Below are 25,306 nucleotides of genomic sequence, written 5' to 3'. Positions count from 1 at the left end.
CACCCTGACCGTTCGTCCTGAGTAGCGGCGTAGCCGCGTATCGAAGGCGCGCCACAAGCTGAGCAGCGCCCCTTCGACAGGCTCAGGACAGGCTTCGATACGGCCCTAAAGGGCCTACTCAGTCCGAACGGTTTCAGATGGCTTGAAGAGAACCAAGCAAAATCGCCGCGCCAAAGTCGTCTGGCGCGGCGATTTTTTCTTAACTGAACGGCATTACGGTCACAGCCGCGCTTTTTCATTGGGACAACGGCCTGGCGACCGGTGGCTCCGCTCAGGAGGCTGCCGCCGGGGATGCCGGGGCATCTTCACCGTTGCGTGCCGGGCGGTTGCGATTGCGCCAGTAGATGCCGGTATCGACCACGGTGCCCATGAATTCCTTGGGGTCGGTGGACTTGACGACGTAACCATTGGCGCCCAGTTCATAGCTCTGGTTGATGTCGCGCTGGTCGTCCGAGGAAGAGAACATCACCACCGGGATGTGCGAGGTGGCGGCATTGGACTTGATGATCTTCAGGAAATCGTGACCGCTCATCAGCGGCAGGTTCAGATCGAGCAGGATCAGGTAGGGGTGCAGGTCCTTGCGGTGCGCGTATTCCCCCTGGAAGAAGAACTCCTCGGCCAGTTCCGCATCGGCAAACCAGGTCAGCTTGTCGGCCAGCTTGCGGCTGCCCAGCGCCAGGCGGGTCAACTCGGCCACTTCCGGGCTGTCGTCGACGAGGATGATGTCATATTGCTCGATATCCATGGATGGATCGCTTTCTTCAGTAAATTTCAAGCTGGAACTATTCTTGCCGGACCGACCACATCTGGCCACCACCGAAAGACGTCAGGGACGTCGGGAACTGCCCTCCCCTAGTTTCCAGCATCGGCGATGCGCTGGAACACCAGTACCGACGCCGATCCCGGTACTGTCAGGGGATTATTGCACAGGCGATTTCAAAAAAAATCAGATTTTTCCTTAACCAGGTGAAGCTGTCACTTGTCCGGGGTGGCAATCCCGGTCCGGATGGCGTACCGCACCAGGCCCGGCACATCGCGGATATCCAGCCGGTCCATCAGCTGCGCCCGGTGGGTCTCGATGGTCTTGGCGCTGACATTGAGCTGATAGGCGATCTCCTTGGTGTTGTTGCCCTCGGCGATCAGTTGCAGGATTTCGCGCTGGCGCGGAGTCAGCACCTCCACCGGCGTGCCGTTCTGGGCGACCCGCTTCATGTAGTTGTCCAGGGCCTCGCGCGAGATGTGGGAGTCCAGGTACTGGCGGCCGTGCTTGACCTCGTAGAGCGCCTTTTCCAGCTCGGTGGCGGCAGAGTCCTTGAACAGGTAGCCGTTGGCACCGGCATTCAAGGCCTGCATCACGTATTCCTCGCTGCCGTACATGGACAGCATCAAAAAGCGGATGGTGGGGTATTCGCCGCGCAGGCGACGTAGCGCTTCCAGGCCATTCATCCCCTTCATGGCGATGTCCAGCAGCACCAGGTCGGGTTTCAGCTGCGGGATCATCTCGATGACCTCGGCGCCATCGGACGCCTCGCCCACCACTTCCACACCGGGCATGGCGGTCAGCAATGCCTTGATGCCACTGCGCACCAGCGCGTGGTCGTCGGCCAGCATGATTCGTGTAAGCATTACAACCTCCTGACGATAGGGGCGACCGGCAGGTGCATGACGATTTCCGTCCCTGCCCCGGGCGCTGAAGTGATATCCATGGAACCGCCTACCAGCACGGCCCGCTCTTCCATGTTGAGCAGGCCGAAACTGGTGCCGGAAATGGCGTTGCTGCGGGCACGCTCGATGTCGAAGCCGCGACCGTCATCGCGGATGCTGAGATAGACCTGGTCCTGCTGGCGGTCGATCTTGACCCAGATGTTCTGGCACCTGGCGTGACGCAGGATGTTGGTGACCGCTTCCTGCACGATGCGAAAGGCGGTGTTTTCAATGTCATGGTGCAACTCGCCGTCGTGGCCGCTGCTTTCGAACCAGCCGTTGACGTTGGCCAGCTTGGATTTCTGCTCCACGTAGGAACGCAGGGCGGCGATCAGGCCCAGGTTGTCCAGCTGCGGCGGGCGCAGATCCAGCGACAGGCTGCGCACCTGGGCCAGCACGGCGGTGACGATATCGATGCCGTTCTGCAACGACGGGCCTTCCAGGGTGCCGGTCTTCTTGATGGTTTCCAGGTTGATCTTGAGTGCCGTCAGCGACTGGCCGACGTCGTCATGCAGGCCGCGCGCCAAGTGCTGGCGCTCGCGCTCCTGCACTTCGATCACCCGCGACGATAGCAACTGCTGACGCTGGATCGCCAGCTCCAGCTCGCGCCGCGACTGCTCGCGCTCGGTGACGTCGATGGCCAGCCCGGCCACCATGTCACCCTTGCCCTCGCCGCTGATGGGAAAACGCACGACATCGAGGATGCGGGCATTGTGGTTGTGGTCGAAGATGGTTTCCTGGGTATGCAGTTCGACCTTCTCGTCGAGCACCTTGCGGTCGTACTCCTGGGAGGCCTGGGCCGCGCCGGTGCTCATCAGCTCGGCGTCGGTCATGCCATCCATGTCATGCGGGGTCATGCCGAAGAAGGCCGACTGTGCCGGGTTGACGTAGCTGTAGCGCAGCTGCGAATCCTTGATCCAGGTCGGCATCGGCGCGGCATTCATGAAGGCATTGAAGCGCGCCTGCATCTCGCGCAGGGCCTGGGCGCTGGCGCGCTGCTTGCGCCGCGCCTGGGCGTCGCGCAGTTCGCGGTCGACCGCGTGCGGCAGGCGGGCGATGGCGCTCTTGAGGAAGTAATCCTGGGCGCCGGCCTTCATGACCTCGACTGCGGTCTGCTCGCCGATGACGCCGGAGACGATGATGAACGGCGTCTGGTCGTTGTCGGCCTTGACCAGTTTCAGGGCTTCCACGCCGCTGAACATGGGCATGGAGTAATCCGAGATGACGATGTCCCAGCGCTGCTCGTGCAGTGCCGCCAACAGGGCCTGTTCGTCGTCGACCCGCTGCCAGGTGGGTTCGAAGCCGCCGCGCTTGAGTTCGCGCACCATCAGCACGGCGTCTTCTTCCATGTCTTCGACGAACAGCACGCGTAGGGGAATGCTCATGGGGCAGGTCTCTCTCGGTCAGACTCTTTGTTCAGAATGCGGCTGGTACATTGGTTCATACGATGTTGCTCTCATGCCGGGCCTCGATCATGCCACTTCAGCGCACATCACCCAGGCTGGGCATGACACCCTTGCGCGGCAGCGAGAAATAGAAGCTCGCGCCCACCTTGGGAGTGCTCTCGGCCCAGACCCGGCCGGTATGGCGGATCACGATGCGTTGCACCAGCGCCAGCCCGATGCCGGTACCTGGATATTCTTCCTGGCGATGCAGGCGCTGGAAGGTGCCGAACAGCTTGTGCACATAACGCATGTCGAAGCCCACACCGTTGTCATGCACGCCATAGATGTATTCTTCGGGGCCGACTTCCATGGTCACCCGCACCAGCGGCTGGTCGTTCTTGCTGCTGAACTTGACGGCATTGGAGAGCAGGTTTTCCCAGACCTGGGTGATCAGGCCGCGATTGGCCACGGCGCCTTCCAGCGGCGCAACCTCGAACTGCACGGCCGGATTTTCCTGGCGCAGGCCGGCGATGACCTGGCCCACCACCTCTTCCATCGAAAAACGCTGCAAGGTCAGTTCACCCGTGGTGGACTTGGCCAGCTTGAGCAGGTCGTTGATCAGTTCATCCATCTTGCGCACGTTGCGGCGGATCACCTGCAGCTGTTCGCGGCCCTTTTCGTCGATCACGCTGGCGTAGTCTTCCTCCAGGATCATGGCGTAACCGGAAATGGCACGCAGCGGGGCGCGCAGGTCATGCGAGACGGAATAGGAAAAACTCTCCAGTTCCTTGTTGACGCTATGCAGGTGCTGGGCCTGCCGTTCCAGATCGGCGTTGAGGGCCTCGATTTCGTCCTCGGCGCGCTTGCGCTCGGAAATGTCATAGATGACCGTACGGCTGATCAGTTTGCTGTTATCGCGGCTGGGGATGGCCGTGGCATTGACCAGGGCCGTGAATTCGCTGCCATCGGCGCGGCGGAAGTCGAGATCGATGCCGTTGATCTCGCGCTTGAGCAGGAATTGCGGATGCAGCTCACGCTGGTAACGCTCGGCGCTCACGGGGCTGAGCAGATCGAGCTGGGTCATGCGCCCGACCACCTGCTCGCGTGTGTAGCCCAGCCACTTGAGTTCGGTATCGTTGATCTTGATGATGGTCTTGTCGGTCTCATCGACCGAGTGATAGCCGCAGGGCGCGTTGTTGTAGAGGTCTTCGATCTCGTCGGAATAGGCCTGGGCGCGCTGCTGCGCCTCCACCCGACGGCTCATCTCGCGGCGCAGCTTGCTGTAGACCATGACCAGCAAGGCCATGCTGAGCAGACTGCCGCTGACCACCATGATGATGGTCAGGTCGGCGCTGGCGGCGGTGTCATGGGCACGCCGGGCAAGCAGTGCATTCTCGTTGCCCTTCATCTCTTCAAAGCCGTTGCGGATGCGATCGCTCAGGTCCTTGCCTTCCAGTACCCGTTGGCGCCCTTCGTCTGGACTGAGCTCCATCAGGCGACGGGAGAGGCTGATCCGCTGTGATACCAGATCTTCCGTGCGGGTCAGCAGTTGCAGCTGCTGCGCATTGTCGCTCATGAGCCGGCGCAGATCCTGCAGAAGCACCTCGATTTGCTTGGCACCCGCCTCGAAACCGGCCTGGTATTCCTGGTTGCCGGACAAGGCATAGCCGCGTGAATTGCTGACCGCGTCGCGCACGGTCGAATTGGCGACTTCCAGCTTGTTGATGACGGCGTGACTATGCTGCAACCAGACTGCGCGCTGCTCGAAATCGCGCACGCTGTAATAGGAAAATGCTGCCACGCCCAGCGAGAGCAGCAAGGCTAGCAGGAAGAAGAGGCCGGTACTGGCGCCTGCCAGCCCGCTTTGTCTAGTTATCGGCATGTATCACATGATCAGATCGGTCACATCGGTTACTTTTCATCGGTCTGGCGGTCACGTCCTGAAGTTGCGGAGCGGTTACCTGATCGCCCGCCTGCATGACCGGCGCGCAAAGCGATGCGCGGGCATGGTCTTTTCGCAGGATCGCCATTCCGGGCGCGCGGCGGTGCTGCGCCCGGCCCCCATTGCACGGTCAGCAGCGCTGCCGTGGGTACGTCTCCTTGCTGTCTGCAGCGATGCCGGAATGTGACGATCTGGCATCAATTGTTCTCTTTCTGTCAGCAAATCGAAGCAAATTCTTAAAATTTGCTGAAAACGGTGTTGCTTGCCTGCACCTTTGACTCCGTTTTCAGAGTAAATATTCAAATTAATTCTATAATAGATTCCAGCTTTTACAGACATTTGCCGGCATCGCATCATGATGAAAAAATCACCCGCCCTCTTCCTTGCCGTCGGTCTCCTGGCTGGCCTGAGCGTGAATGCCGTGGCCGTCTCCACCACCGGCAAGCTCGACATCAGTGCCATCGTCCCGGCCCAATGCGTGGTGCAGAGCGCCGCCCTGCCCTTTGGTGTCTATGCGTCCAGCGCGCTGCAACAGAACGCCCAGATCGGCGTGGCCTGTTCCGCCGGCACCAGCTACACGATCAGCCTGGATGCCGGCACCGGCGCAGGCGGCAATGTCGCCACTCGCAAGCTGACCACTGCCGACGGGGCCAATTCGCTCAACTATGGCCTGTATCAGGATGCTGCCCGCACCCGTGCCTGGGGCAACAGCAGTGGTAGCGACGCGGTCGCCGGGGTCGGTAACGGCAGCACCCAGAACGTGCCGGTCTACGGCTATATTCCCAACCGGCCAGCCTGACGCGTTACCGCCTGGGTGACGTCATCAATGGCAGCCTGGCCTGGACCCGCTCGGTGCGACTGGGCGGCTTCCAGTACGCGTCGGACTTCAACCTGCGTCCGGACCTGGTGCGCTTCCCCACGCCATCGCTGGGCGGCGAAACCGTGGTGCCATCCACCGTGGACCTGTTCGTCAATGGCGTGCGCCAGATTTCGCAACCGGTGCCGCCCGGCCCCTTCGAGATCCGTCAGCCCCCTATTGCCAGTGGCACCGGCCAGATCGCGGTGGCGGTCACCGACGAACTGGGGCGGCAGACCCTGCGCACCATCAACTTCTACGCCACCGACCGCCTGCTGAAACCGGGCCTGTCGTCCTATTCGGTCGAGGGTGGCTGGGTACGCCGCCGCTATGGCCTGCGCAGCAATGACTATGGGCAGTTCGCCCTGTCCGGCACGGCCCGCCAGGGGGTGAGCGACATCCTTACGCTGGAGGGCCATGCCGAGGCCATGCGCAGCCTGAAACTGGCCGGTGGTGGCGCTGTCTTCAATCTCGGCAACCGCGCCGTGCTGGCCACCTCGCTGGCCGCCAGCAGTGCCGACAGTGGCTCGGGCCAGCAGTGCCGACAGTGGCTCGGGCCAGCAGGTGTCGCTGGCCATTGAACGCAACGCCGATCCGGTGAGCGTGTCATTGACCCGCACCCAGTCCACCCGCAACTATCAGGACATCGGCGCCATCCAGGGGGCGCCGGTCTCGCGCGCGGCCACCATCGCCACGCTGGGCCTGAACCTGGGCAGCGGCGGCTCGCTGAGCATGGCCTATGCACGCAGCAAGAGCCCGCTGCTCTTTACCGATACCGGTACACCAGCGGCCTGGCCGACAGCGAGACGGTGACGGTGACCTGGTTCAAGTCGGTGGGCAGCACATCCAAACATGTACCTGACCGGTTACCGCGACTTTCGCAACAGCGGTTATGGCGCCACCATCGGCCTGATCATTCCCTTCGGCGGGCGCGATGTGGCCGGTGCCAGCGTAAGCAACAACAATGGCCAGCGCACCGCCACCCTGCAGGCCAGTCGCTCGACGGTGGCCATCGGCGACCTGGGCTGGCAGTTGCAGGACACCGAAGGCAGCTATCAGCAGCGCATTGCCCAGCTCAACTACAAGAGCCGCTATGGCAGCCTCACCGCGGCCGCCTCGCAGGCAGCCCATACCACCAGCCAGCGACTGGGGGCGCGCGGCTCGGTATCCTTCATCGATGGCGGCAGCTTCGCCTCGGACTGGATCGAGGACAGCTTTGCCGTGGTCAATGCCAGCGGCGTCAAGAACGTCGGCATCTACAACGAGAACCGCTACGCTGGCCGCACCGACGACAACGGCCAGTTACTGCTGACCGACCTGCGCGCCTACGACGTCAACAAGATTTCGGTGGACGTGCTGGACTTGCCGCTGACACTGCAACTGGACCAGCCGGACCAGTACATCCGGCCGCGCGATCGCTCCGGCGTAGTGGTGCATTTCAATGCACGACGGGCCTCGGATGTGACCATCATCCTCAAGGATGCAGCGGGCCAGTTCATTCCGCTAGGCGCCAGCATCCGCGTGCGCGAGACCGGTCTGCAGGCGCCCGTGGGCTATGACGGCGTGAGCTACCTGCAGGAACTGGCACCGGTCAATACGCTGGACGTACTGCTGCACTCGGGGGCGCAATGCCACGCCACGCTGACGCCGCAGCCGCGCAGCGAAGGCGGCATGAGCAACGAAGTCGTGATCTGCCATTGAAACGCGACCGGCATCATGGAGAACACATGAAGACGATCCCTCCAATCCGCCCGGCCCTGGCCTGGGCCCTTGTCCTGCTGGCATGCGCCCCGGTGCAGGCGCAACAGATCTGCTCGTCGGCCACAAATCCGGTGGCGTTCGGGCTGTATGACCCGCAGTCCAGTGCGCATCTGGACAATACCGGCAGCATCACCGTGACCTGCCAGGCCACGGTGTCGTTGCTGATCGGCTATACCGTCAAGCTCAGCACCGGCAGCAGCGGCGCCTATGCGCAGCGCAAGATGCTCAGTGGCGCCAACAGCCTCAACTACCAGGTCTATACCAACTCGGCACGGACCTCGACATGGGGTGACGGCTCCTCCAGCACCAGCTTCATCACCGATGGCTATCTGCTGCAGGTTCTCACACCCGTGGTCAAGACCTACACGGTCTACGGCCGCTTGCCGGGCAGCCAGAATGCCAAGGCCGGCAGCTATCTGGATACGTTGACGGTATTGATCACCTATTGAGCGCTTGGCGCCGGCCGCATCGCTAGGCATGGCTGGGCGTCGCCGGGCGTCGCTGGACATAGCCGACGTCGCGGCTCAGGTTTTCCCTGACGCAGATTGGCGGGTGGCTAGGGAATCGCCGGATGTCGCCGGCGCCGCCCGGAAATTAAAGTATCTCCATACCAGCGCTGCACAGGGAAGTTCTTGCAAGGGGCAAGGACGGGGCGGCCAACACCGGAGAAACCAAATGTTTTTTGCCAAGAAGAATCGTTTCGTTGCAGCTTCCATCGCCGCCGTCGTCCTGGCCTCCAGCGCTCCGGCTTCCTTCGCCGCCACCGCCAGCGGCACGCTGACCATCAGCGCCTCGGTGGTTGCCGCCTGCACCGTGGTCGGCTCGGCCATCGCCTTCGGCGCCTACACCCAGAGCGTGGTCAACCAGTCCGGCACCATCACCGTGCTCTGCACCAATGGCACCGCCTACAACGTCGGCCTGGATGCCGGCACCGGAAGCGGCTCCACCGTCAGCAGCCGCAAGATGAGCGCGGCCGGCGGTGGCACCCTGAACTATGCCCTCTACCGCGATGCAGCCCGCACCAACAACTGGGGCTCGACCATCGGCACCGATACCGCCACCGGCACCGGCTCGGGCCTGACCCAGACGCTGACCGTCTACGGCCAGATTCCCGCCGCCCAGACCCCGCTGGCCGGCGCCTACTCGGATACCGTCACGGTCACGCTGACCTACTGAGACAAATACGCTGCACGCGCCCGGCAGCCGCATGCCGAAGCGCCTTTGAAGCCGGACTTGAGCAGCTGCAGCACGAAAGTTACTTGACTAAAGCTTAACTTGCGGACTACAACGTCAACACGACCAGATAACCGGGGAAAACCGGAGGGGGTAAACGGTGCACTTCGCGCAGAAGTGCACCGTTTTTTTTCGCCCTCCGTCACTTTCCTTCGCCCCCCCCTTCGCTCAGCCTTGAGCAAAGACGGCTTGCACCAGGCTTGCTTGCTGAGCGTAATGGCTGGCCTTGGAGGCGGTCGGCCCGGAGGCGGTATCCGGGCGATAGACCGCACGCAGGCGCACCGTCTCCGGCAAGGCGGCTTGGATGGCATCGCGCACGCACAGCCAGGCACCCTGGTTACGCTCTTCTTCCTGTACCCACACCACTTCCTGCAACTGCGGATAGCTGCGCAGGACGTCACCCAGTTGCGCCGTCGGGAAGGGATAGAGCTGCTCCACCGGCAGCAGCGCGGTGTCCTGGTCCTGCGCGCTGGCGCGGGCATCGGCCAGGTCATAGCGCACCTTGCCGCTGCACAACACGACACGCCGTACCGCGGACGCTTGCGGCCCCTCAGCGTCGTCCAGCAGCGGCTGGAAGCCCTGCTCCAGCAAGTCCGATAGCGGGGAACTGGCACGCGGCTCCCCATGCAGCACCGACTTGGGCGTAAAGACCACCAGCGGCCGGTCCGCATGCAGGGCCTGATCGCGCAGAAGGTGGAACCACTGCGCCGAACTGGAGGGATAGGCCACCCGGATATTCTGACCCGCGCACAGCAGCAGCATGCGACTGAGATAGCCGGTGGAATGTTCCGGCCCCACGCCTTCGTAGCCATGCGGCAGCAGCATCGTCAACGCCGACGCATAGCCCCACTTGCCACGACCGGAGGTGATGTACTGGTCGATCATGATCTGGGCGCCGTTGACGAAGTCACCGAACTGGGCTTCCCAGATCGTCAGCGCATCCGGGCGCGCCTGCACGCTGAAGCCGTACTCGAAACCGACCACCGCTTCTTCGCTCAGGGGCGAATTGATCACTTCCAGGCTGGCGCGGGGTGCTGCGACTTCGCGCAGGGGCAAGAAGGATCGCTGCTGTGCCTGCGCCTCATCCACCGCATGCCACACGGCATGACGTTGCATGAAGGTGCCGCGCTGCACGTCCATGCCGGAAATGCGCACGCCGTGTCCGGCACTGAGCAGAGAGGCATAGGCCATGTTCTCGGCAAAATTCCAGCTGCACGGGTGCTCGGGCGCGGCCACGCTGTGCTGCCATTGCGCGATCAGCTTGACGATGGCCGGATGTGGTTCGAATCCAGCCGGCAGGCGTGTCATCCGCTCCACCCATTGACGCATCTGGTTCAGGCTGGGCGCGGCTGCTGCTTCGGAGGTCTTGTCCTGCGTACGCTCCGAGGTCGAGGTCGCCGCCGACGCTGCGGTATGACCTGGACGGCTGGCCCTGAAGGCGGCCAGCGCCTGCTGGCTGCTGGTGGCCAGCAGGGCGGCTCCCGCATCCGAACCAGGCCATCCGGATTGTGCGTACAGCCGGGTCACCGAGGGATGCTTGTCGATGAAGCCATGCAGCAGCGGCTGGGTCACGGTAGCCGTGTCCTGCTCGGCGTGTCCCCAGCGGCGATAGCCGACCAGGTCGATGACCACATCGGCGTGGAACTGCATGCGGTAGTCGAAGGCGATGCGCGCCGCGCGCAACACCGCCTCCGGCTGGTCGGCATTGACGTGCAGCACCGGCGCGCCGACGATGCGAGCGATGTCGGTGCAGTAGCCGTGGTTTTCCGGATCCAGCGGGTTGGGTGTGGTAAAGCCGATCTGGTTGTTGACGATCACGTGAACCGTGCCGCCCACGTCGTAACCCGGATGCTGGGCCAGCTTGAGCGACTCCATCACCACGCCCTGGCCGCAGAAGGCGGCGTCGCCATGGATCACCACCGAGGCGGGCGGCGCTGCCTTGGGGTGACTGGCGCGGTAACCGCGGGCCATGCCCAGCAGGACCGGATAGGCGCTCTCCAGATGCGAGGGGTTGTGCGCCAGGAACAGACCGACCTGGCCCAGTGCGGTATGGCGCACGGCCTCGGCACCCAGGTGGTAAGGCAGATCCACCGCACTGGCGGCGGCCGGGGTGGTTTTGCTGGCATCGAAGTAGGCCACGATCTCGGCGGCCGGCATCTGCATCAGGTTCACCAGCAGGTTGAGGCGACCACGATGCGGCATGGCGAAGAACAGCTTGTCCAGCTGGTAGAAGCTGCAACGCTCCACCAGGGTATCCATCAACAGGAGCAGGCTTTCGCAACCTTCCAGGGAAAACCGCTTGGCCTGCGGATAGTCTTGCTGCAGATAGTTTTCCCACTGCTCGGCGGCTGCCAGGCGGGCCAGGATGGCGGCGCGTTCCAGTGCCTGCGGCTCGGCGCCGGGGTCACGGGCAGCAAGACGCGCCAGCAGCCACTGACGGCGCGGCTCGTCACGCACGCCGCTGCAGTCCAGTGCGAGCGGGCCGCAGAACAGCCGGCTCAGGTGATGGGTCAGCTCCTTGACATTGGTCAGGCCCAGGCCGTCGAGGAAGCGATGCTGTGCCAGCGCGATGTCCTCGTCCTCCAGCCCGTGCGTCTGCGGCAGGAGAGCCGCAATGTCGGGCACCGAGATCGTGCCCAGGGGATCGATATCGGCGATGCGATACCCCTCGTTGCGGTAGGCATCGATGAAGGACTGGATGCGGGCATACGCCAGGGCCTGGCGCGCTGTGGAGGAAGTCTGCCCGAGTGAACTCGGAGAATGAAGTGGCATGGCGAACCTTTCTGGGCAAGTGCACGGACATGTCGCATCACGCTCGACAACGAGCTCGAGATCATTTCGAAATCGAAATTGCGGACATGCCCTTGACGGAAAAGACGATGATCGCGTCCTCACCCGCAATGCCTGCGGATGGGACGCCTTGTTCTTGTCACGACCGGCCGTGAATGGCCGGCCATGGTCTCCTCACGGCCCCTCTTACCACACTGCGTTCACACAAAAAACGGGTAACCCTATCCGTCTACTAGCCCTGGATCAGGGACAGCTCGGGCTGGATGATCTTTTCGCGCACGCCACCGCGTGCCGCACCGGCATATCCGGAATGGGCGATCAGTTCGCTCAGGCGGAAACGTCCCATCAGGGCCGACAGCTGCTCGGCCTGGGCCTGCAAAGCCTTGGAGGCGGCAGCGTTCTGCTCTACCAGGGCGGAATTTTCCTGGGTCATCTGGTCCATCTGGCTGATGGCCTGGTTGATCTGCTCGATGCCTTCGCTCTGCTCCTTGCTGGAGGCGCTGATGTCGGTGATCAGATCGGTCGCATGCTTGATGCTGGCGATGACTTCATCGATGGTGGCCACCGTTTGTTCGACGATGGTGCTGCCCGCCTTGACGTGACTGACCGAACCTTCGATCAGGGATTTGATTTCCTTGGCGGCCACGGCGCTACGCTGGGCCAGGCCGCGCACTTCGCTGGCCACCACGGCAAAGCCGCGACCGTGTTCGCCGGCACGGGCTGCTTCGACTGCCGCGTTCAGGGCCAGCAGGTTGGTCTGGAAGGCGATGCCGTCAATCACGGCGATGATGTCCGCGATCTTGCCGGAAGAAGTGCTGATGGCGCTCATGATGTTGACCACCTGCTCGACCGAGGCGCCGCCGCGCACGGCCACGTCCGAGGCCGAGACGGCGAGCCGGCTGGCTTGCAAGGCGTTGTCGGCATTCTGACGCACTGCCGAGGTCAGCTGCTCCATGGCCGAGGCGGTTTCCTCCAGGGAGCTGGCCTGCTGTTCGGTGCGGTCCGACAGGCTCAGGTTGCCCTGTGCCAGTTCGCGTGCGGCCATGTCGATGGCCGAGGTGCCGTTGCGCACGTTGGAGACGGTGTCATGCAGGTTATCGCTCATGTGCTGCAGCGCTTGCAGCAGGCGGCTGATCTCGTCTTTGCCCTTGGCCTGCAGGCGATAGGACAAGTCACCCTGCGCCACGGTCTCGGCCAGCATGACCGCGTGACGCACCGGGGCGGTGATGGAACGCGTGATCAGCACTCCGACCACCGAGGCCAGCACCACGGCCACGGCCGACAGCACCAGCATCTGGATCACGGCCATCTGGCCGTCTTCGGCTGCCTGGCCGGCATCGACCACCATTTCTTTGGCCAGCGAATTGACCATCTTGTCGACCATGACAAAGTAGTCCAGCTGGAGCTTAGACATGTCGCCCTGGTACAGCGTGGTGGCGGCGGCGCGGTCTCCATTCTTCATCAGTTCGAAGAACTTGCGCACGGCCACGCCATAGGCTGCGCGAGCAGTGGTCTGCTCGGCGTAGAGGGCCTTGGTCTTGTCGGAATCGAGCATGCCTTCGAGCTGCTTGTAGGCCTCGGTGTTGGCCTTGCGCAGGCCGGCGTATTCGTCCATGTACTTGGCCGATGCTTCCGGTGTGGCGGCCAGCAGGATGTTGCTCAATACTGCGTTGGCCTTGTAGCCATTGTTCTTGATCTGGTTGCTCAAGGCGATGAGCTGGTACTTCTCGTTGACGATGCTGTTGATTTCAGCGTTGTTGGAAGACTGGTTCCGGATCCCGACCGTGGCGGTCACCACGATCAGCAACAAGACCACTGCAAATGCTGCGCCCAAGCGGACGCCAATGTTGAAATTGGCGAGCTTCATCGCTACCCCCTATTAATCCCATTAGATGCCAAACGTGCAGGCCATCGCAGGAAGACGATACGATTGGTCGTCACCCTGCTCCTGCTGTCACTGCACTACGCGCGAATCCGCTACTGCATCTCGATGGGTTCTTCTTACATCTTTGGGGAGCGGCTCAAGCCCTCTTCCTCAGCCTGTGTGACAGGCCAGGTTCCCTCAAAAACATTATTGCGCCCCGGCGTGTGCCGGTCTCCTGTTTTGAGAAACTGCAAATTCCGGCTTAGTGTAAGCATTTCCAGATGGAAATAGTACGGAAAACTCAAATTTTTTCTAGCGTGTCGCGTAATCTTCCCAGTCGGCAACTGTGTCTTTTCCAAATAGGGGTAGGCGTGCTAGAGATATGCTTCTTGGCTCCGCAATTTTTTCTGCGCAAAACAAAAACGCCCCGTTCTTGCGAACGAGGCGTTTTATCTGGCGCAGCGGCAGGGGCTCTCCTACACACGCGCAGGCCGCGGAATCGCTTGCAAGCGACTCCCTTCTCGCCCCGCCGGGAGCCGCGCAGGCGGCTCCCTCCACTCCGCTAGTTTTTGCTGCGCAAAAACAAAAACGCCCCGTTCTTGCGAACGAGGCGTTTTATCTGGCGGAGCGGACGGGGCTCTCCTACACATGCGCAGGCCGCGGAATCGCTTGCAAGCGATTCCCTTCTCGCCCCGCCGGGAGCCGCGCAGGCGGCTCCCTCCACTCCGCAGGTTTTTGCTGCGCAAAAACAAAAACGCCCCGTTCTTGCGAACGAGGCGTTTTATTTGGCGGAGCGGACGGGGCTCGAACCCGCGACCCCCGGCGTGACAGGCCGGTATTCTAACCAACTGAACTACCGCTCCTAAACTGGTGCCGACTGCAAGATGCTGGTGGGCGCTGAGAGGCTCGAACTCCCGACCTAAGCCTTGTAAGGGCTCCGCTCTACCAACTGAGCTAAGCGCCCGGCAACCTTAACAGTCTCGTTGCTCTGTTACTGCTGCAACGAAAGAACATTATTTTATAGCATCTTTTAATGCTTTGCCAGCTTTAAATTTAGGAACCTTGGACGCCTTGATCTTGAGGGCCGCTCCGGTCTGGGGATTGCGTCCAGTCCGGGCCGCACGCTTGCCAACGGCGAAGGTGCCGAAACCCACCAGGGTCACGGTACCGTTCTTTTTCAGCGTGGTCTTGACTGCCCCAATGAATGCGTCCACTGCACGTCCAGCCGCTGCCTTGGAAATATCCGCTGCACCGGCAATGTGTTCTATCAGTTCGCCTTTATTCACTTACGCCCCTCGAACAAGTATTTGATCTGTTTGAATTCAAACGACATCGCCCGGGCTCCGACATATCGCGACCGAGCCCTGCTGCCCGTCGATTGCCTTACGGAAAAATTCCGCAGCGGCTATTAAACAAGCCGCATCCCCAGGTGTCAAGCGAGCTTCCGGCATTGTCGCGATTTTCAGTGAGGATCCTTACCTTCATCCCAGCAGGAAGGAACCTGAATCATCCAGCAAACGAGCATAAAAAAAAGCGCCTCTCATGAGGCGCTTTTGACAAACCGCTGTGCAGTAGGCTACCTGCACAGCCAGTCCGACATGTCAGACATTTCAGTGCTTGACGACCGGATCAGTCTTGTCTTCCTTGGCGGCAACCGCCGTGTCGACGATGGCCTCGTCTTCACTCAGCGGCACCGGCTGACGTTCCAGGGCAACTTCCAGCACCTTGTCGATCCAACGCACCGGGATGATTTCCAGCTTGTTCTTCACGTTGTCGGGAATCTCGGCCAGATCCTTCACGTTCTGCTCCGGAATCAGCACGGTCTTGATGCCACCACGGTGCGCAGCCAGCAGCTTTTCCTTCAGGCCGCCGATCGGCAATACTTCGCCGCGCAAGGTGATTTCACCGGTCATCGCCACGTCCGCACGTACAGGAATACCGCTGAAGATCGAGACCAACGCTGTCGTCATCGCGATACCGGCAGACGGACCGTCCTTGGGCGTCGCACCTTCCGGCACGTGGATGTGGATGTCGCTCTTCTCGAACACTTCGCTCTTGATGCCCAGCTTGCGGGCACGGCTGCGAACCACGGTGCGAGCGGCTTCGATCGATTCCTTCATGACATCGCCCAGGGTACCGGTGCGGATGATCTGGCCCTTGCCGGGCATGTTCACCGCCTCAATGGTCAAGAGGTCGCCACCCACTTCGGTCCAGGCCAGGCCGACCACCTGGCCGATCTGGTTTTCCTTCTCGGCGATGCCGAAGTCGAAGCGACGCACGCCCAGGAACTTGTCCAGGTTACGCGAGGTGACGGTGACCTTCTTCTCCTGCTTCTTCAGCAGCAGCATCTTCACGACCTTGCGGCAGATCTTCGAGACTTCGCGTTCCAACGAGCGCACACCAGCCTCGCGGGTGTAGTAGCGGATGATGTCGCGGATGGCCGATTCGGCCACGCTGATCTCGCCTTCCTTCAGGCCGTTGTTCTTGATCTGCTTGGGCAGCAGGTAACGCTGCGCAATGCTGGTCTTCTCATCTTCGGTGTAACCGGACAGGCGAATCACTTCCATCCGGTCCAGCAGTGCCGGCGGGATGTTGAACGAGTTCGAGGTCGCCACGAACATCACATCCGACAGGTCGAAGTCGACTTCGATGTAATGGTCGGAGAAGGTGTGGTTCTGTTCCGGATCCAGCACTTCCAGCAAGGCCGACGACGGATCGCCACGGAAATCCATGCCCAGCTTGTCGATCTCGTCGAGCAGGAACAACGGATTGCGCACGCCGACCTTGGACAGGCTCTGCAGGATCTTGCCCGGCATGGAACCGATGTAGGTACGACGGTGACCACGGATCTCGGCTTCGTCACGCACACCACCCAGCGCCATGCGCACGAACTTGCGATTCGTGGCGCGGGCAATGGACTGGCCCAGCGAGGTCTTGCCAACGCCCGGGGGACCGACGAAGCACAGGATCGGCGCCTTCAGCTTGTCCACGCGCTGCTGGACGGCGAGATATTCCAGGATGCGTTCCTTGACCTTCTCCAGGCCATAGTGGTCGCCTTCCAGCACCTTCTCGGCATTGGTCAGATCGTTATTGACCTTGGACTTCTTCTTCCAGGGCAGCGCGACCAGGGTGTCGATGTAGTTGCGCACCACGGTGGCTTCGGCCGACATGGGCGACATCAGCTTGAGCTTCTTCAGCTCGGACTGCGCCTTTTCCAGGGCTTCCTTGGGCATCTTGGCGGCCAGGATCTTCTTTTCCAGCTCTTCCAGATCGGCACCGTCTTCGCCTTCGCCCAGTTCCTTCTGGATGGCCTTGACCTGTTCGTTCAGGTAGTACTCGCGCTGCGACTTTTCCATCTGGCGCTTGACGCGGCCACGGATGCGCTTTTCCACCTGCAGGATGTCCAGTTCGCCTTCCAGTTGGCCGAGCAGGTGCTCGTAGCGCTTGGCGACGTTGAAGATTTCCAGGATGACCTGCTTCTGCTCCAGCTTCAGCGGGAGGTGCGCGGCAATGGTGTCGGCCAGGCGACCGGCATCATCGATGCCGGACAGCGAGGTCAGGATTTCCGGCGGGATCTTCTTGTTCAGCTTCACGTACTGGTCGAACTGTTGCACGATGGTACGGCGCATGGCTTCGACTTCCGCCTCGTCACCCTGCTCGGATTCCACCGGGGTCAGGTCGGCGACGAAATGGGTTTCCAGTTCGCTGATGTGATGGATGCGTGCACGCTGAGCACCTTCGACCAACACCTTCACGGTGCCATCGGGCAGCTTCAGCATCTGCAGGATATTGGCCACACAACCGATTTCATAGATGTCTTCGGCCGAAGGTTCATCCTTGGCGGCAGCCTTCTGGGCCGCCAGCATGATGCTCTTGCCTTGCTCCATGGCCGCTTCCAGCGCCTTGATCGACTTCGGGCGGCCGACGAAGAGCGGGATCACCATATGCGGGAAGACAACCACATCCCGTAAGGGCAACAGCGGCAATTGCGATTGTTCTGTGAGTATAGGAGTCGTCATGGCGGGCCTTATCAATAAGTACTGTGAATGATGTTGGCACGAGTGACCAAAACACAAGTCCGGCAGACTAAATATTCGCCGGTTGCGCGTTGTCATGATCGCAACAAAATAAAAAAGCCACACACGAAGCTAGCTCCGGGTGGCTTTTCGATGGAAGCCAGTGTATGTGCGCCGGTTTATTTTACCGTGTTTGCGGTGACCGGACTTCGGGGTGGCTTCTTGCTACGGTGTGGCCAGCCCCAAAGACCTCCGGGGCCGCACCACACTTTACTGCTCAGGCCTGTTGCAGCCCCGGGCGATCAGCCGCCCGAAACCTTTGGCTGGTCGTGGTAGATCAACAGTGGCTTGGCGCCATTGGTGATGGTGTTTTCATCCACGACAACCTTGGCCACGTTCTGCTCGCTGGGCAATTCATACATGACATCCAGCAGGGCGTGTTCCAGGATCGAACGCAGGCCACGGGCGCCGGTCTTGCGTGCCAGGGCTTTCTTGGCGATGGCGTGCATGGCGGCCGGACGGATTTCCAGCTCAGCGCCTTCCATCTGCAACAGCTTGGCGTATTGCTTGATCAGCGCGTTCTTGGGTTCGACCAGGATCTGGATCAGCGCTTCCTCGTCCAGCTCGTTGAGCGTGGCAATCACAGGCAGACGACCGACCAGTTCCGGAATCAGGCCGAACTTGACCAGGTCTTCCGGCTCCGCGTTCAAGAGCACTTCGGAATTGCTCTTCTGGGTCTGGCTCTTCACGCTGGCCGAGAAGCCGATGCCGCTCTTCTCCGAGCGATCCGAGATGATCTTGGCAAGACCGTCGAAGGCGCCACCGCAGATGAACATGATGTTGGTCGTGTCGATCTGCACGAAGTCCTGGTTCGGATGCTTGCGGCCGCCTTGCGGCGGCACCGAAGCCATGGTGCCTTCGATCAGTTTCAGCAGCGCCTGCTGCACGCCTTCGCCGGACACGTCGCGGGTGATCGACGGGTTATCCGACTTGCGGGAAATCTTGTCGATCTCGTCGATGTAGACGATGCCCTTCTGGGCTTTCTCGACTTCGTAATTGCAGTTCTGAAGCAGCTTCTGGATGATGTTCTCGACGTCCTCGCCGACGTAGCCGGCTTCAGTCAGCGTGGTCGCATCAGCGATCACGAAGGGGACATTGAGCATGCGTGCCAGGGTCTGCGCCAGCAAGGTCTTGCCGGAGCCGGTGGGGCCGACCAGCAGGATGTTGCTCTTGGCCAGCTCGACATCATCCTTCTTGCCGAGGTGCTTCAGGCGCTTGTAGTGGTTGTACACCGCCACCGACAGGATGCGCTTGGCAGTAGCCTGTCCGATCACATACTGGTCCAGCAGGTCGGTGATTTCCTGTGGCGTGGGCAGATCCGACTTGGCGCCGGCTACGCTTTCCACGCTGGCAGCTTCATCACGGATGATGTCGTTGCACAGGTCGATGCATTCGTCGCAGATGAAGACCGAAGGACCCGCGATGAGCTTTTTGACTTCATGCTGGCTCTTGCCGCAGAAGGAGCAGTAAAGCAGTTTTTCGCCGCTGGAGGATTTTTTCTCAGACATAGAGCTACTAGGATAGAAGTTACGACCCGATCATACCCGCGAAATCCGGATTCGTCACGGCTTGGTCATTTAAGCTGCCCCTTATTGCTTCACAGGACTGCCGTATGACCGTTATATGTCAGCGAGAGTGCCATTTATCAAGCAAACAGAAGCAGAAAACCCGCTCTGTGCCAAATTCGTCAAAATTTGATAAAAAAAATGCCCGAACATGTTCCGTTCGGGCATTTTTTGCGGCCTTGCACTGAAGCAAGAAGATGCAGATCAAGCGCGCTCGGTCAGCACCTTATCGATCAGGCCATATTCCACGGCGGCATCAGCCGACATGAAGTTGTCGCGATCGGTGTCCTTGCTGATCTGTTCGACGCTACGGCCGGTCTTGTCAGCGAGGATGCTGTTGAGGCGCTCGCGCAGGTACAGGATTTCACGTGCCTGGATCTCGATATCGGATGCCTGGCCCTGGGCGCCGCCCAGAGGCTGGTGGATCATGATGCGAGAGTTCGGCAGCGAGAAACGCTTGCCCTTGGCGCCAGCGGCCAGCAGGAAAGCGCCCATGGAAGCAGCCAGACCCGTACACAAGGTCGACACCTGCGGTTTGATGAACTGCATGGTGTCGAAGATCGCCATGCCGGCCGAAACCGAACCGCCAGGCGAGTTGATGTACAAGGAAATGTCCTTGTCCGGGTTTTCGCTTTCCAGGAACAGCAACTGGGCCACGATCAGGTTGGCCATCGCATCATTGACCGGTCCGACCAGGAAAATGATGCGTTCCTTCAGCAGGCGCGAATAGATGTCGTAGGCACGCTCGCCACGACCACTCTGTTCGATCACCATCGGCACCATGCCGAGCATTTGCGTATCCAATGCAGATTGCTTCATCAGACCTGTCATGTATGCATCCTTAAGCGTAAGAGTTTTCTGATACTACTAGAGAAAACCGGATTACGCTTGCGCCTGATTACCCATCAGTTCGTCGAACGAAACCGGCTTTTCCGAGACCTTGGCTTTGCCGAGAACGTAGTTGACGACGTTTTCTTCCAAAACAAGGGCTTCGACTTCAGCCAGGCGACGACGGTCGGAGAAGTAGTACTTCAGCACTTGTTGCGGGTCTTCGTAGCTTTGAGCGAAGTCTTCGATCTGGGCCTTGACCTGTTCTTCGGTGGCTTCCAGCTTGTTCTGCTTGACCACTTCAGCCAGGATCAGACCCAGGCGCACGCGACGCTCGGCCTGGGCAGTGAACAGTTCCTTGGGCAGTTGCATGACCTTCGGGTCCATGCCGCGCTGGGCCATGTCCTGACGTGCCATTTCGGACAGACGCTCGACATCCTGGTCGATCAGGGCGGTCGGCACGTCCAGTTCGGAAGCCTTGATCAGGGCGTTCATCACGCTGTCCTTGGTCTTGGCCTTGGTGCGGGCAGTGACTTCGCGCTCCAGGTTCTTCTTGATGTCTTCGCGCATCTTGGTCAGATCGCCGTCTTCGATGCCCAGGGATTGGGCGAAGACTGCGTCGACTTCAGGCATGTGCGCCCACTCGATCTGCTTGACGGTGATGGTGAACTCGGCGGTCTTGCCGGCCACGTCCTTGCCGTGATAGTCCTCGGGGAAAGCCAGCGGGAAGGTCTTGGATTCGCCGACCTTCAGGCCGATGGTCGCGGCTTCGAATTCCGGCAGCATGCGGCCTTCGCCCAAGACGAACGGGAAGGCATCAGCCTTGCCGCCCTGGAATTCCACGCCGTCGATCTTGCCGACGAAGTCCACGGTCACGCGGTCGCCATTCTGGGCCGACTGGTCGGCACCACCGTCGCCGTGCGCGCCTTGCTCGCCCTTGACGTGGTAGTGCACGCGCTGCTTGCGCAGGATGTCGATGGTCTTGTCGATTTCGGCGTCGGAGACGGCAGCGGTGGTCTTTTCGACTTCAGCGCCGGTCAGGTCGCCCAGAACCACTTCCGGATAGACTTCGAAAGTGGCGTCGAAGGCCAGCTTGCCTTCGCCGGCTTCTTCGCTGGTCTTGGGTTCGATGCGCGGGAAACCGGCCACGCGCAGGTTGTTCTCGACGGCGGCGTCGTTGAATGCGCGGCCAACCTTGTCGTTCAGGACTTCGGTTTCGACCTGGTAGCCGAACTGGGCGGCAACCATCTTCATCGGCACTTTACCCGGACGGAAACCCGGCGCCTTGGCGGTACGGGCGCGCACCTTCAGGCGCTTTTCCACTTCAGCCTGAACATCGGCCAGCGGGAAAGACAGGGTCATACGACGTTCGAGTTTGCTCAGGGTTTCGACTGCAGTTGCCATTTAAATCGTCCAAATGTTAAGAATTCCGTAAGCCGGAGCATTCCTGCTGTGTCCCAATCGAATGACTGCAGACGACAAGCGCCCTGCCCGGCCGCGCTAAAGCTCGCTATTTTATACGCAAAAAGCGCCGATAGTCCAAAAATGGGCTTGCCACCCTGCAAACAGAGGGAAAACCGGGGCACAGCCCGTCTGGCCAGCCTGCAGGCGGGCAACGATGTAGCCGACCGTGTCCGCTCGCGCTACCGCTGCGCCCATCTATAAAGAATTTAGCGAATTATTTCTGTTTCAGTGGAATCGGGGTGGACGGCGACACCGGCACGGCCGTCACGGCGTTCATCGGACTGCCATCGATGAGCTTGTCGGAATAGGTCAGATAGACCAGCGTATTGCGCTTGGCATCAACCACCCGCACCACGTGCAACCGCTTGAAGAGGATGGACATGCGCTCGCTGAAGACGTCCTCCTGTACCGGCAGCTTGTCCTGGAACTGCACGTTGGGCGCCACCTGGCGGCAGGCGATGGAGGCCTCGGACTTGTCTTCCGCCAGTCCCACCGTTCCTTTGACGCCACCGGTGCGGGCCCGGGACACGTAGCAGGTCACGCCGACCACCTTGGGATCGTCATAGGCCTCGATAACCACGCGGTCATTCTTGCCCAGCCAGCGGAAAGCCGTGCTGACATCAGCCAGCTCTTCCGCCGAAGCCGGCGGAGCAACAGCAACAGCGAGAAGAGCCGCGGAAAAGGCCACCCCAGCCCGCAGGCATACTTGAAGATTCATATGAAATGATGAAAAGCTGAATAAGTTAAGGGAAGGTTCTGCAAATAGACCGACAATGCCGAGCATTGTTCAGCTCGGCCGCTCCGCGACACAGCTTTGCATCGCTTTTGCCATCCAGCCGCCGGCCTTGCCTCATTCCTCGATCTTCTGAAAGCGCGGCACCTGCTTGCCCTCGACCTCCACCATCTCGAAGAACACCTCGCGCGGGCGCAGCCACAAGCGCCCATCCGCCGCACGATAAATGATCATGGGCGTCAGATCAGCTTCCAGAATGGCCTCATCGACATATTCGTAAATGCCGCCCTTGTAATGACGATAGTGTGTCATGCAACTCCCGGTCCGTGATAAGCCAGCCGGCATGGTACTACCGATGGATTCACAGCAGAAAATGTCCGCGCAGAAAAACGCAGACAGCTGCAACGGCTTGCAGTACAATGGCGCGCTTTGACAAAATGCTACCTGCATCGGTAGCGGCAAATCTGCGGCAAACCTGCTTCCAGACTGCTATAGCGCCGATGCCCGACACCTTCAGCGAGGATGGCGAAATTGGTAGACGCACCAGGTTTAGGTCCTGACGCCAGCAATGGTGTGGGGGTTCGAGTCCCCCTCCTCGCACCAGAATCACGCAGCGCCACCATCGGCCCGACACGACAGGATCACCATCCCGTCGGGCAGGCCGATCGGGTCCCCAACACCCCCGCAAGCAGATAGCGCAGCCCCGCTGCCGCATCACTTCACCGCACTGTTTCCCCCATCCGCAAACAGCGCCGCACCCGTCACGAAACTGGACATCGGACTGACCAGAAACAGTGCCGCTGCAGCGATCTCTTCCGGTTGCGCAATCCGCTTCATCGCATGCAGGCCGGCAGCCCACTGCTTCTGCTCCGGGCTGCCGCCCATGTCGGTATCGACGCCACCAGGCAGCAAGGCATTGGCCCGTATCCCCTGCACCGCATAGTCGGCCGCAATGCCCTTGACCAGCCCCATCAGCCCGGCCTTTGCCGCGCCATAGGCCGCCATGCCGGCAATGCCTGCGCTGGTCCCCACAAAGCTGGAGGTGAACACGATGGCGCCCCCACCACGCGCCAGCATGGCCGGGATCTGGCTGCGCGCGCCGAGGTAGGCAGCGGTGAGATTGGCATGCAGGGTATGTTGCCATTCGTCCGGGGTGATCTCCGCAAGCGGCTTGAGCGCTCCCAGTGCCCCTGCATTGTTGACGGCGATATCCAGCCCGCCGAACTCCTTCATGGCCAGCTCCACGCACTGCTGGTGGGTCGCGGGCTGCCCGACGTCTCCTGCCAGCACGCCAGCCTTGCCGCCGCTACTGCTGATGGTGGCCGCAAGCTGCTCCAGGCCTTCCCGGTTCCTCGCATTCAGGATCACCGACGCGCCCTGCGCGGCCAATAGCAAGGCAGTCGCCCTGCCGATCCCGGCTGACGCTCCAGTGACGAGCGCGACCTTTCCTTCCAGTAGAGCCATGGTGTTTCTCCTTCTGTTGTCATCGGAGACCGCACTCTATGGGGCTTGCCGCTCGGCGCCACTCGATTTCTTGCTATCGAAATCGACCGGCCGACCGCCCGACCGGCGAAGCCACATCACCCCCATAGCTGCTACAATCCGCGCCTTTGCGGGGCGCACGTCCGTTTGAGACCGCCCACCGTCCAGCCCCAACCTCCGAGGATCTCCCATGCCTACCCAGGAAGAATTCGACGCACTCAAGCAAAGCCACAATGCGCTGCTGAACAAGTTCATCGAGAACAACACCGCCGACCAGATCCTGTTCTCCACCCTCTTCACGGCCGCAGCCGTGCTGTCCAAGGATGGCAAGCAGTTCACCGAAGGCGCCATGGGCATCGCCCGCTCGCTGGCCGCGCAACTCAATGCCGGTGGCACCATGCCCAAGGCCCTGCTGGAGACCGTGGAAACCCGCATCGCCACCATCGAGGCGCTGCTCAAGGACAAGTTCGACTGAGCCGCCACTCTGAGCTCGCCCCCTCATGGCCGTCGACCATTACGAGAACTTCCCCGTGGCCTCGCTGCTGCTGCCGGCGCACCTGCGCCCGGCGGTGGGGGCGATCTATGCCTTCGCCCGCAGCGCCGACGATATCGCCGATGAAGGCGATGCCGAACCGGCGCAGCGGCTGGCGGCCCTGCAGGCCTACGAAGCACAACTGGATCTGATCGCCGCCGGCAGCCGCTGCACCACGCCGATCTTCCAGCGCCTGCAGCAGACCATCGCCGACCATGCGCTGCCGCTGCAGCCGTTCCGTAACCTGCTCTCGGCCTTCCGCCAGGATGTGGTGACCACCCGCTACGCCCGCTACGAGGACTTGCTGGATTACTGCCGCCGCTCCGCCAATCCGGTCGGCACGCTGATGCTTCACCTCTACGGCGCAGCAACTGAAGAGAACCTGCGCGATTCGGACGCCATCTGCAGCGCCCTGCAATTGATCAATTTCTGGCAAGACGTCGCCATCGATTGGGAAAAGCAGCGCATCTACCTCCCCCTGGAAGACCTGGCGCGCTTCGGCGTGAGCCCGCAGGACATTGCCGACGGCTGTAGCGCACCACGCTGGCAGCAACTCATGCAGTTCGAGATCATGCGCGCACGCGACCTGATGCTGTCCGGCGCACCGCTGGCGCGCCGACTGCCGGGGCGCATCGGGCTGGAACTGCGCATGGTGGTGCAAGGCGGCCTGCGCATCCTGGAGCGCATCGAACGCGCGCAGGGGGATGTCTTCAGGCAGCGCCCCAGGCTGGGCAAGCGCGACTGGCTGATCGTCGGCTGGCGCGGGCTGACCAGATAGCTGCGGCCGGACATGAAAAAGCCCCACAGGACCGTAATGCCGCTCAGTTAAGCTTGTTACCAGCTCGAAAGCTCGCTCAGACTTTGTTTGCACCACCGCTGACCGTTCGTCCTGAGTAGCGGCGTAGCTGCGTATCGAAGGCGCGCCACAAGTTGAGCAGCGCCCCTTCGACAGGCTCAGGACAGGCTTCGATACGGCCCTAAAGGGCCTACTCAGTCCGAACGGTTTCAGATGGCTTGAAGAGAACCAAGCAAAATCGCCACGCCAAAGTCATCTGGCGCGGCGATTTTTTCTTAACTGAACGGCATTACGG

Annotated in this window: 22 protein-coding genes and 3 tRNA genes; 9 read left to right on the top strand and 16 right to left on the bottom strand. The window is 61.2% G+C overall.

Annotated features, from left to right (window positions below; genetic code table 11):
• Nucleotides 1-271 precede the first annotated feature (271 nt).
• The 4 genes from BTM36_RS04745 to BTM36_RS04730 form a co-directional block, all read right to left on the bottom strand.
• Nucleotides 272-745 (bottom strand): response regulator, encoded by a 474-nt coding sequence (locus BTM36_RS04745; RefSeq protein WP_077235391.1) that lies wholly within the window; start codon nucleotides 743-745, stop codon nucleotides 272-274.
• Between the two features lie 230 nt (nucleotides 746-975).
• Nucleotides 976-1,626, bottom strand: a complete 651-nt coding sequence (locus BTM36_RS04740; RefSeq protein ID WP_039875663.1) for a response regulator transcription factor — start codon at nucleotides 1,624-1,626, stop codon at nucleotides 976-978.
• Nucleotides 1,626-3,089 (bottom strand): ATP-binding protein, encoded by a 1,464-nt coding sequence (locus tag BTM36_RS04735; protein WP_077235390.1) that lies wholly within the window; start codon nucleotides 3,087-3,089, stop codon nucleotides 1,626-1,628. Before BTM36_RS04735 ends, BTM36_RS04740 begins: the two co-directional genes overlap by 1 nt.
• Nucleotides 3,090-3,186: 97 nt before the next feature.
• Complete coding sequence (locus BTM36_RS04730; protein ID WP_077235389.1) at nucleotides 3,187-4,971, bottom strand: CHASE3 domain-containing protein; 1,785 nt, start codon at nucleotides 4,969-4,971, stop codon at nucleotides 3,187-3,189.
• Nucleotides 4,972-5,386: 415 nt separating this feature from the next.
• Here BTM36_RS04730 and BTM36_RS27660 point away from each other — a divergent pair, with 415 nt between their 5' ends.
• The 6 genes from BTM36_RS27660 (at nucleotide 5,387) to BTM36_RS04715 (ending at nucleotide 8,824) form a co-directional block, all read left to right on the top strand.
• Nucleotides 5,387-5,830, top strand: coding sequence for a spore coat U domain-containing protein (locus BTM36_RS27660; protein WP_139347072.1), 444 nt, complete (start codon nucleotides 5,387-5,389; stop codon nucleotides 5,828-5,830).
• Nucleotides 5,831-5,883: 53 nt separating this feature from the next.
• Nucleotides 5,884-6,468 carry a fimbria/pilus outer membrane usher protein gene (locus BTM36_RS28920; RefSeq protein WP_254426920.1) on the top strand — a complete coding sequence of 195 codons (585 nt, stop codon included), beginning with the start codon at nucleotides 5,884-5,886 and terminating at the stop codon, nucleotides 6,466-6,468.
• On the top strand, nucleotides 6,452-6,700 hold the full coding sequence (locus tag BTM36_RS28915; RefSeq protein ID WP_254426919.1) for a hypothetical protein: 249 nt from the start codon (nucleotides 6,452-6,454) through the stop codon (nucleotides 6,698-6,700). Before BTM36_RS28920 ends, BTM36_RS28915 begins: the two co-directional genes overlap by 17 nt.
• A 39-nt stretch (nucleotides 6,701-6,739) precedes the next feature.
• Complete coding sequence (locus tag BTM36_RS28910; RefSeq protein ID WP_254426918.1) at nucleotides 6,740-7,588, top strand: fimbria/pilus outer membrane usher protein; 849 nt, start codon at nucleotides 6,740-6,742, stop codon at nucleotides 7,586-7,588.
• 26 nt (nucleotides 7,589-7,614) lie between these two features.
• The gene (locus BTM36_RS04720) at nucleotides 7,615-8,097 is read left to right on the top strand and encodes a spore coat U domain-containing protein (RefSeq protein ID WP_006463915.1); all 483 of its coding nucleotides are present in this window, start codon (nucleotides 7,615-7,617) and stop codon (nucleotides 8,095-8,097) included.
• A 226-nt stretch (nucleotides 8,098-8,323) separates the two neighbouring features.
• On the top strand, nucleotides 8,324-8,824 hold the full coding sequence (locus tag BTM36_RS04715; RefSeq protein WP_006463916.1) for a spore coat U domain-containing protein: 501 nt from the start codon (nucleotides 8,324-8,326) through the stop codon (nucleotides 8,822-8,824).
• A gap of 225 nt (nucleotides 8,825-9,049) precedes the next feature.
• On the opposite strand, the gene BTM36_RS04710 is transcribed toward BTM36_RS04715, so the two are convergent.
• The 11 genes from BTM36_RS04710 to BTM36_RS04660 all read right to left on the bottom strand — a co-directional run bounded on the left by BTM36_RS04710 (nucleotide 9,050) and on the right by BTM36_RS04660 (nucleotide 22,513).
• Nucleotides 9,050-11,653: a 2-oxoglutarate dehydrogenase E1 component gene (locus BTM36_RS04710; RefSeq protein ID WP_077235388.1), complete on the bottom strand. Its 2,604-nt coding sequence runs from the start codon at nucleotides 11,651-11,653 to the stop codon at nucleotides 9,050-9,052.
• A 250-nt stretch (nucleotides 11,654-11,903) separates the two neighbouring features.
• Complete coding sequence (locus tag BTM36_RS04705) at nucleotides 11,904-13,538, bottom strand: methyl-accepting chemotaxis protein (protein ID WP_077235387.1); 1,635 nt, start codon at nucleotides 13,536-13,538, stop codon at nucleotides 11,904-11,906.
• 783 nt (nucleotides 13,539-14,321) lie between these two features.
• A tRNA-Asp gene (locus BTM36_RS04700) sits at nucleotides 14,322-14,398 on the bottom strand.
• Nucleotides 14,399-14,423: 25 nt separating this feature from the next.
• Nucleotides 14,424-14,499 (bottom strand) — tRNA-Val (locus tag BTM36_RS04695).
• 49 nt (nucleotides 14,500-14,548) lie between these two features.
• On the bottom strand, nucleotides 14,549-14,821 hold the full coding sequence (locus BTM36_RS04690; RefSeq protein ID WP_006463919.1) for an HU family DNA-binding protein: 273 nt from the start codon (nucleotides 14,819-14,821) through the stop codon (nucleotides 14,549-14,551).
• Between the two features lie 324 nt (nucleotides 14,822-15,145).
• On the bottom strand, nucleotides 15,146-17,554 hold the full coding sequence (gene lon, locus BTM36_RS04685) for an endopeptidase La (RefSeq protein WP_039875666.1): 2,409 nt from the start codon (nucleotides 17,552-17,554) through the stop codon (nucleotides 15,146-15,148).
• Nucleotides 17,555-17,853: 299 nt separating this feature from the next.
• A complete protein-coding gene (gene clpX / locus BTM36_RS04680; protein ID WP_006463921.1) occupies nucleotides 17,854-19,119 on the bottom strand; it encodes an ATP-dependent Clp protease ATP-binding subunit ClpX in 1,266 nt (421 codons plus the stop codon).
• Nucleotides 19,120-19,380: 261 nt separating this feature from the next.
• Nucleotides 19,381-20,007: an ATP-dependent Clp endopeptidase proteolytic subunit ClpP gene (clpP, locus tag BTM36_RS04675; RefSeq protein ID WP_006463922.1), complete on the bottom strand. Its 627-nt coding sequence runs from the start codon at nucleotides 20,005-20,007 to the stop codon at nucleotides 19,381-19,383.
• Between the two features lie 51 nt (nucleotides 20,008-20,058).
• Nucleotides 20,059-21,408, bottom strand: coding sequence for a trigger factor (tig, locus tag BTM36_RS04670; protein WP_006463923.1), 1,350 nt, complete (start codon nucleotides 21,406-21,408; stop codon nucleotides 20,059-20,061).
• Between the two features lie 274 nt (nucleotides 21,409-21,682).
• Nucleotides 21,683-22,186 (bottom strand): CreA family protein, encoded by a 504-nt coding sequence (locus tag BTM36_RS04665; protein ID WP_039875669.1) that lies wholly within the window; start codon nucleotides 22,184-22,186, stop codon nucleotides 21,683-21,685.
• Nucleotides 22,187-22,318: 132 nt separating this feature from the next.
• Nucleotides 22,319-22,513, bottom strand: a complete 195-nt coding sequence (locus tag BTM36_RS04660; RefSeq protein WP_077235386.1) for a DUF1653 domain-containing protein — start codon at nucleotides 22,511-22,513, stop codon at nucleotides 22,319-22,321.
• A gap of 204 nt (nucleotides 22,514-22,717) precedes the next feature.
• Between BTM36_RS04660 and BTM36_RS04655 the strand changes: the two genes are divergently transcribed.
• Nucleotides 22,718-22,804, top strand: a tRNA-Leu gene (locus tag BTM36_RS04655).
• Nucleotides 22,805-22,915: 111 nt separating this feature from the next.
• Here BTM36_RS04655 and BTM36_RS04650 read toward each other — a convergent pair.
• Nucleotides 22,916-23,665: an SDR family oxidoreductase gene (locus tag BTM36_RS04650; protein ID WP_077235385.1), complete on the bottom strand. Its 750-nt coding sequence runs from the start codon at nucleotides 23,663-23,665 to the stop codon at nucleotides 22,916-22,918.
• A gap of 208 nt (nucleotides 23,666-23,873) precedes the next feature.
• Between BTM36_RS04650 and BTM36_RS04645 the strand changes: the two genes are divergently transcribed.
• Together BTM36_RS04645 and hpnC are read left to right on the top strand one after the other, a co-directional pair.
• The gene (locus tag BTM36_RS04645) at nucleotides 23,874-24,158 is read left to right on the top strand and encodes a hypothetical protein (protein ID WP_006463927.1); all 285 of its coding nucleotides are present in this window, start codon (nucleotides 23,874-23,876) and stop codon (nucleotides 24,156-24,158) included.
• A 25-nt stretch (nucleotides 24,159-24,183) separates the two neighbouring features.
• Nucleotides 24,184-24,993: a squalene synthase HpnC gene (gene hpnC / locus BTM36_RS04640; RefSeq protein ID WP_077235384.1), complete on the top strand. Its 810-nt coding sequence runs from the start codon at nucleotides 24,184-24,186 to the stop codon at nucleotides 24,991-24,993.
• Nucleotides 24,994-25,306: the final 313 nt, after the last annotated feature.

This window comes from Herbaspirillum sp. VT-16-41 (genome assembly GCF_001994935.1).
Lineage (GTDB): Bacteria > Pseudomonadota > Gammaproteobacteria > Burkholderiales > Burkholderiaceae_D > Herbaspirillum > Herbaspirillum frisingense.
Note: the sequence above shows the minus strand (reverse complement) of the source record. Positions and strands in the feature narration are given on the sequence as shown.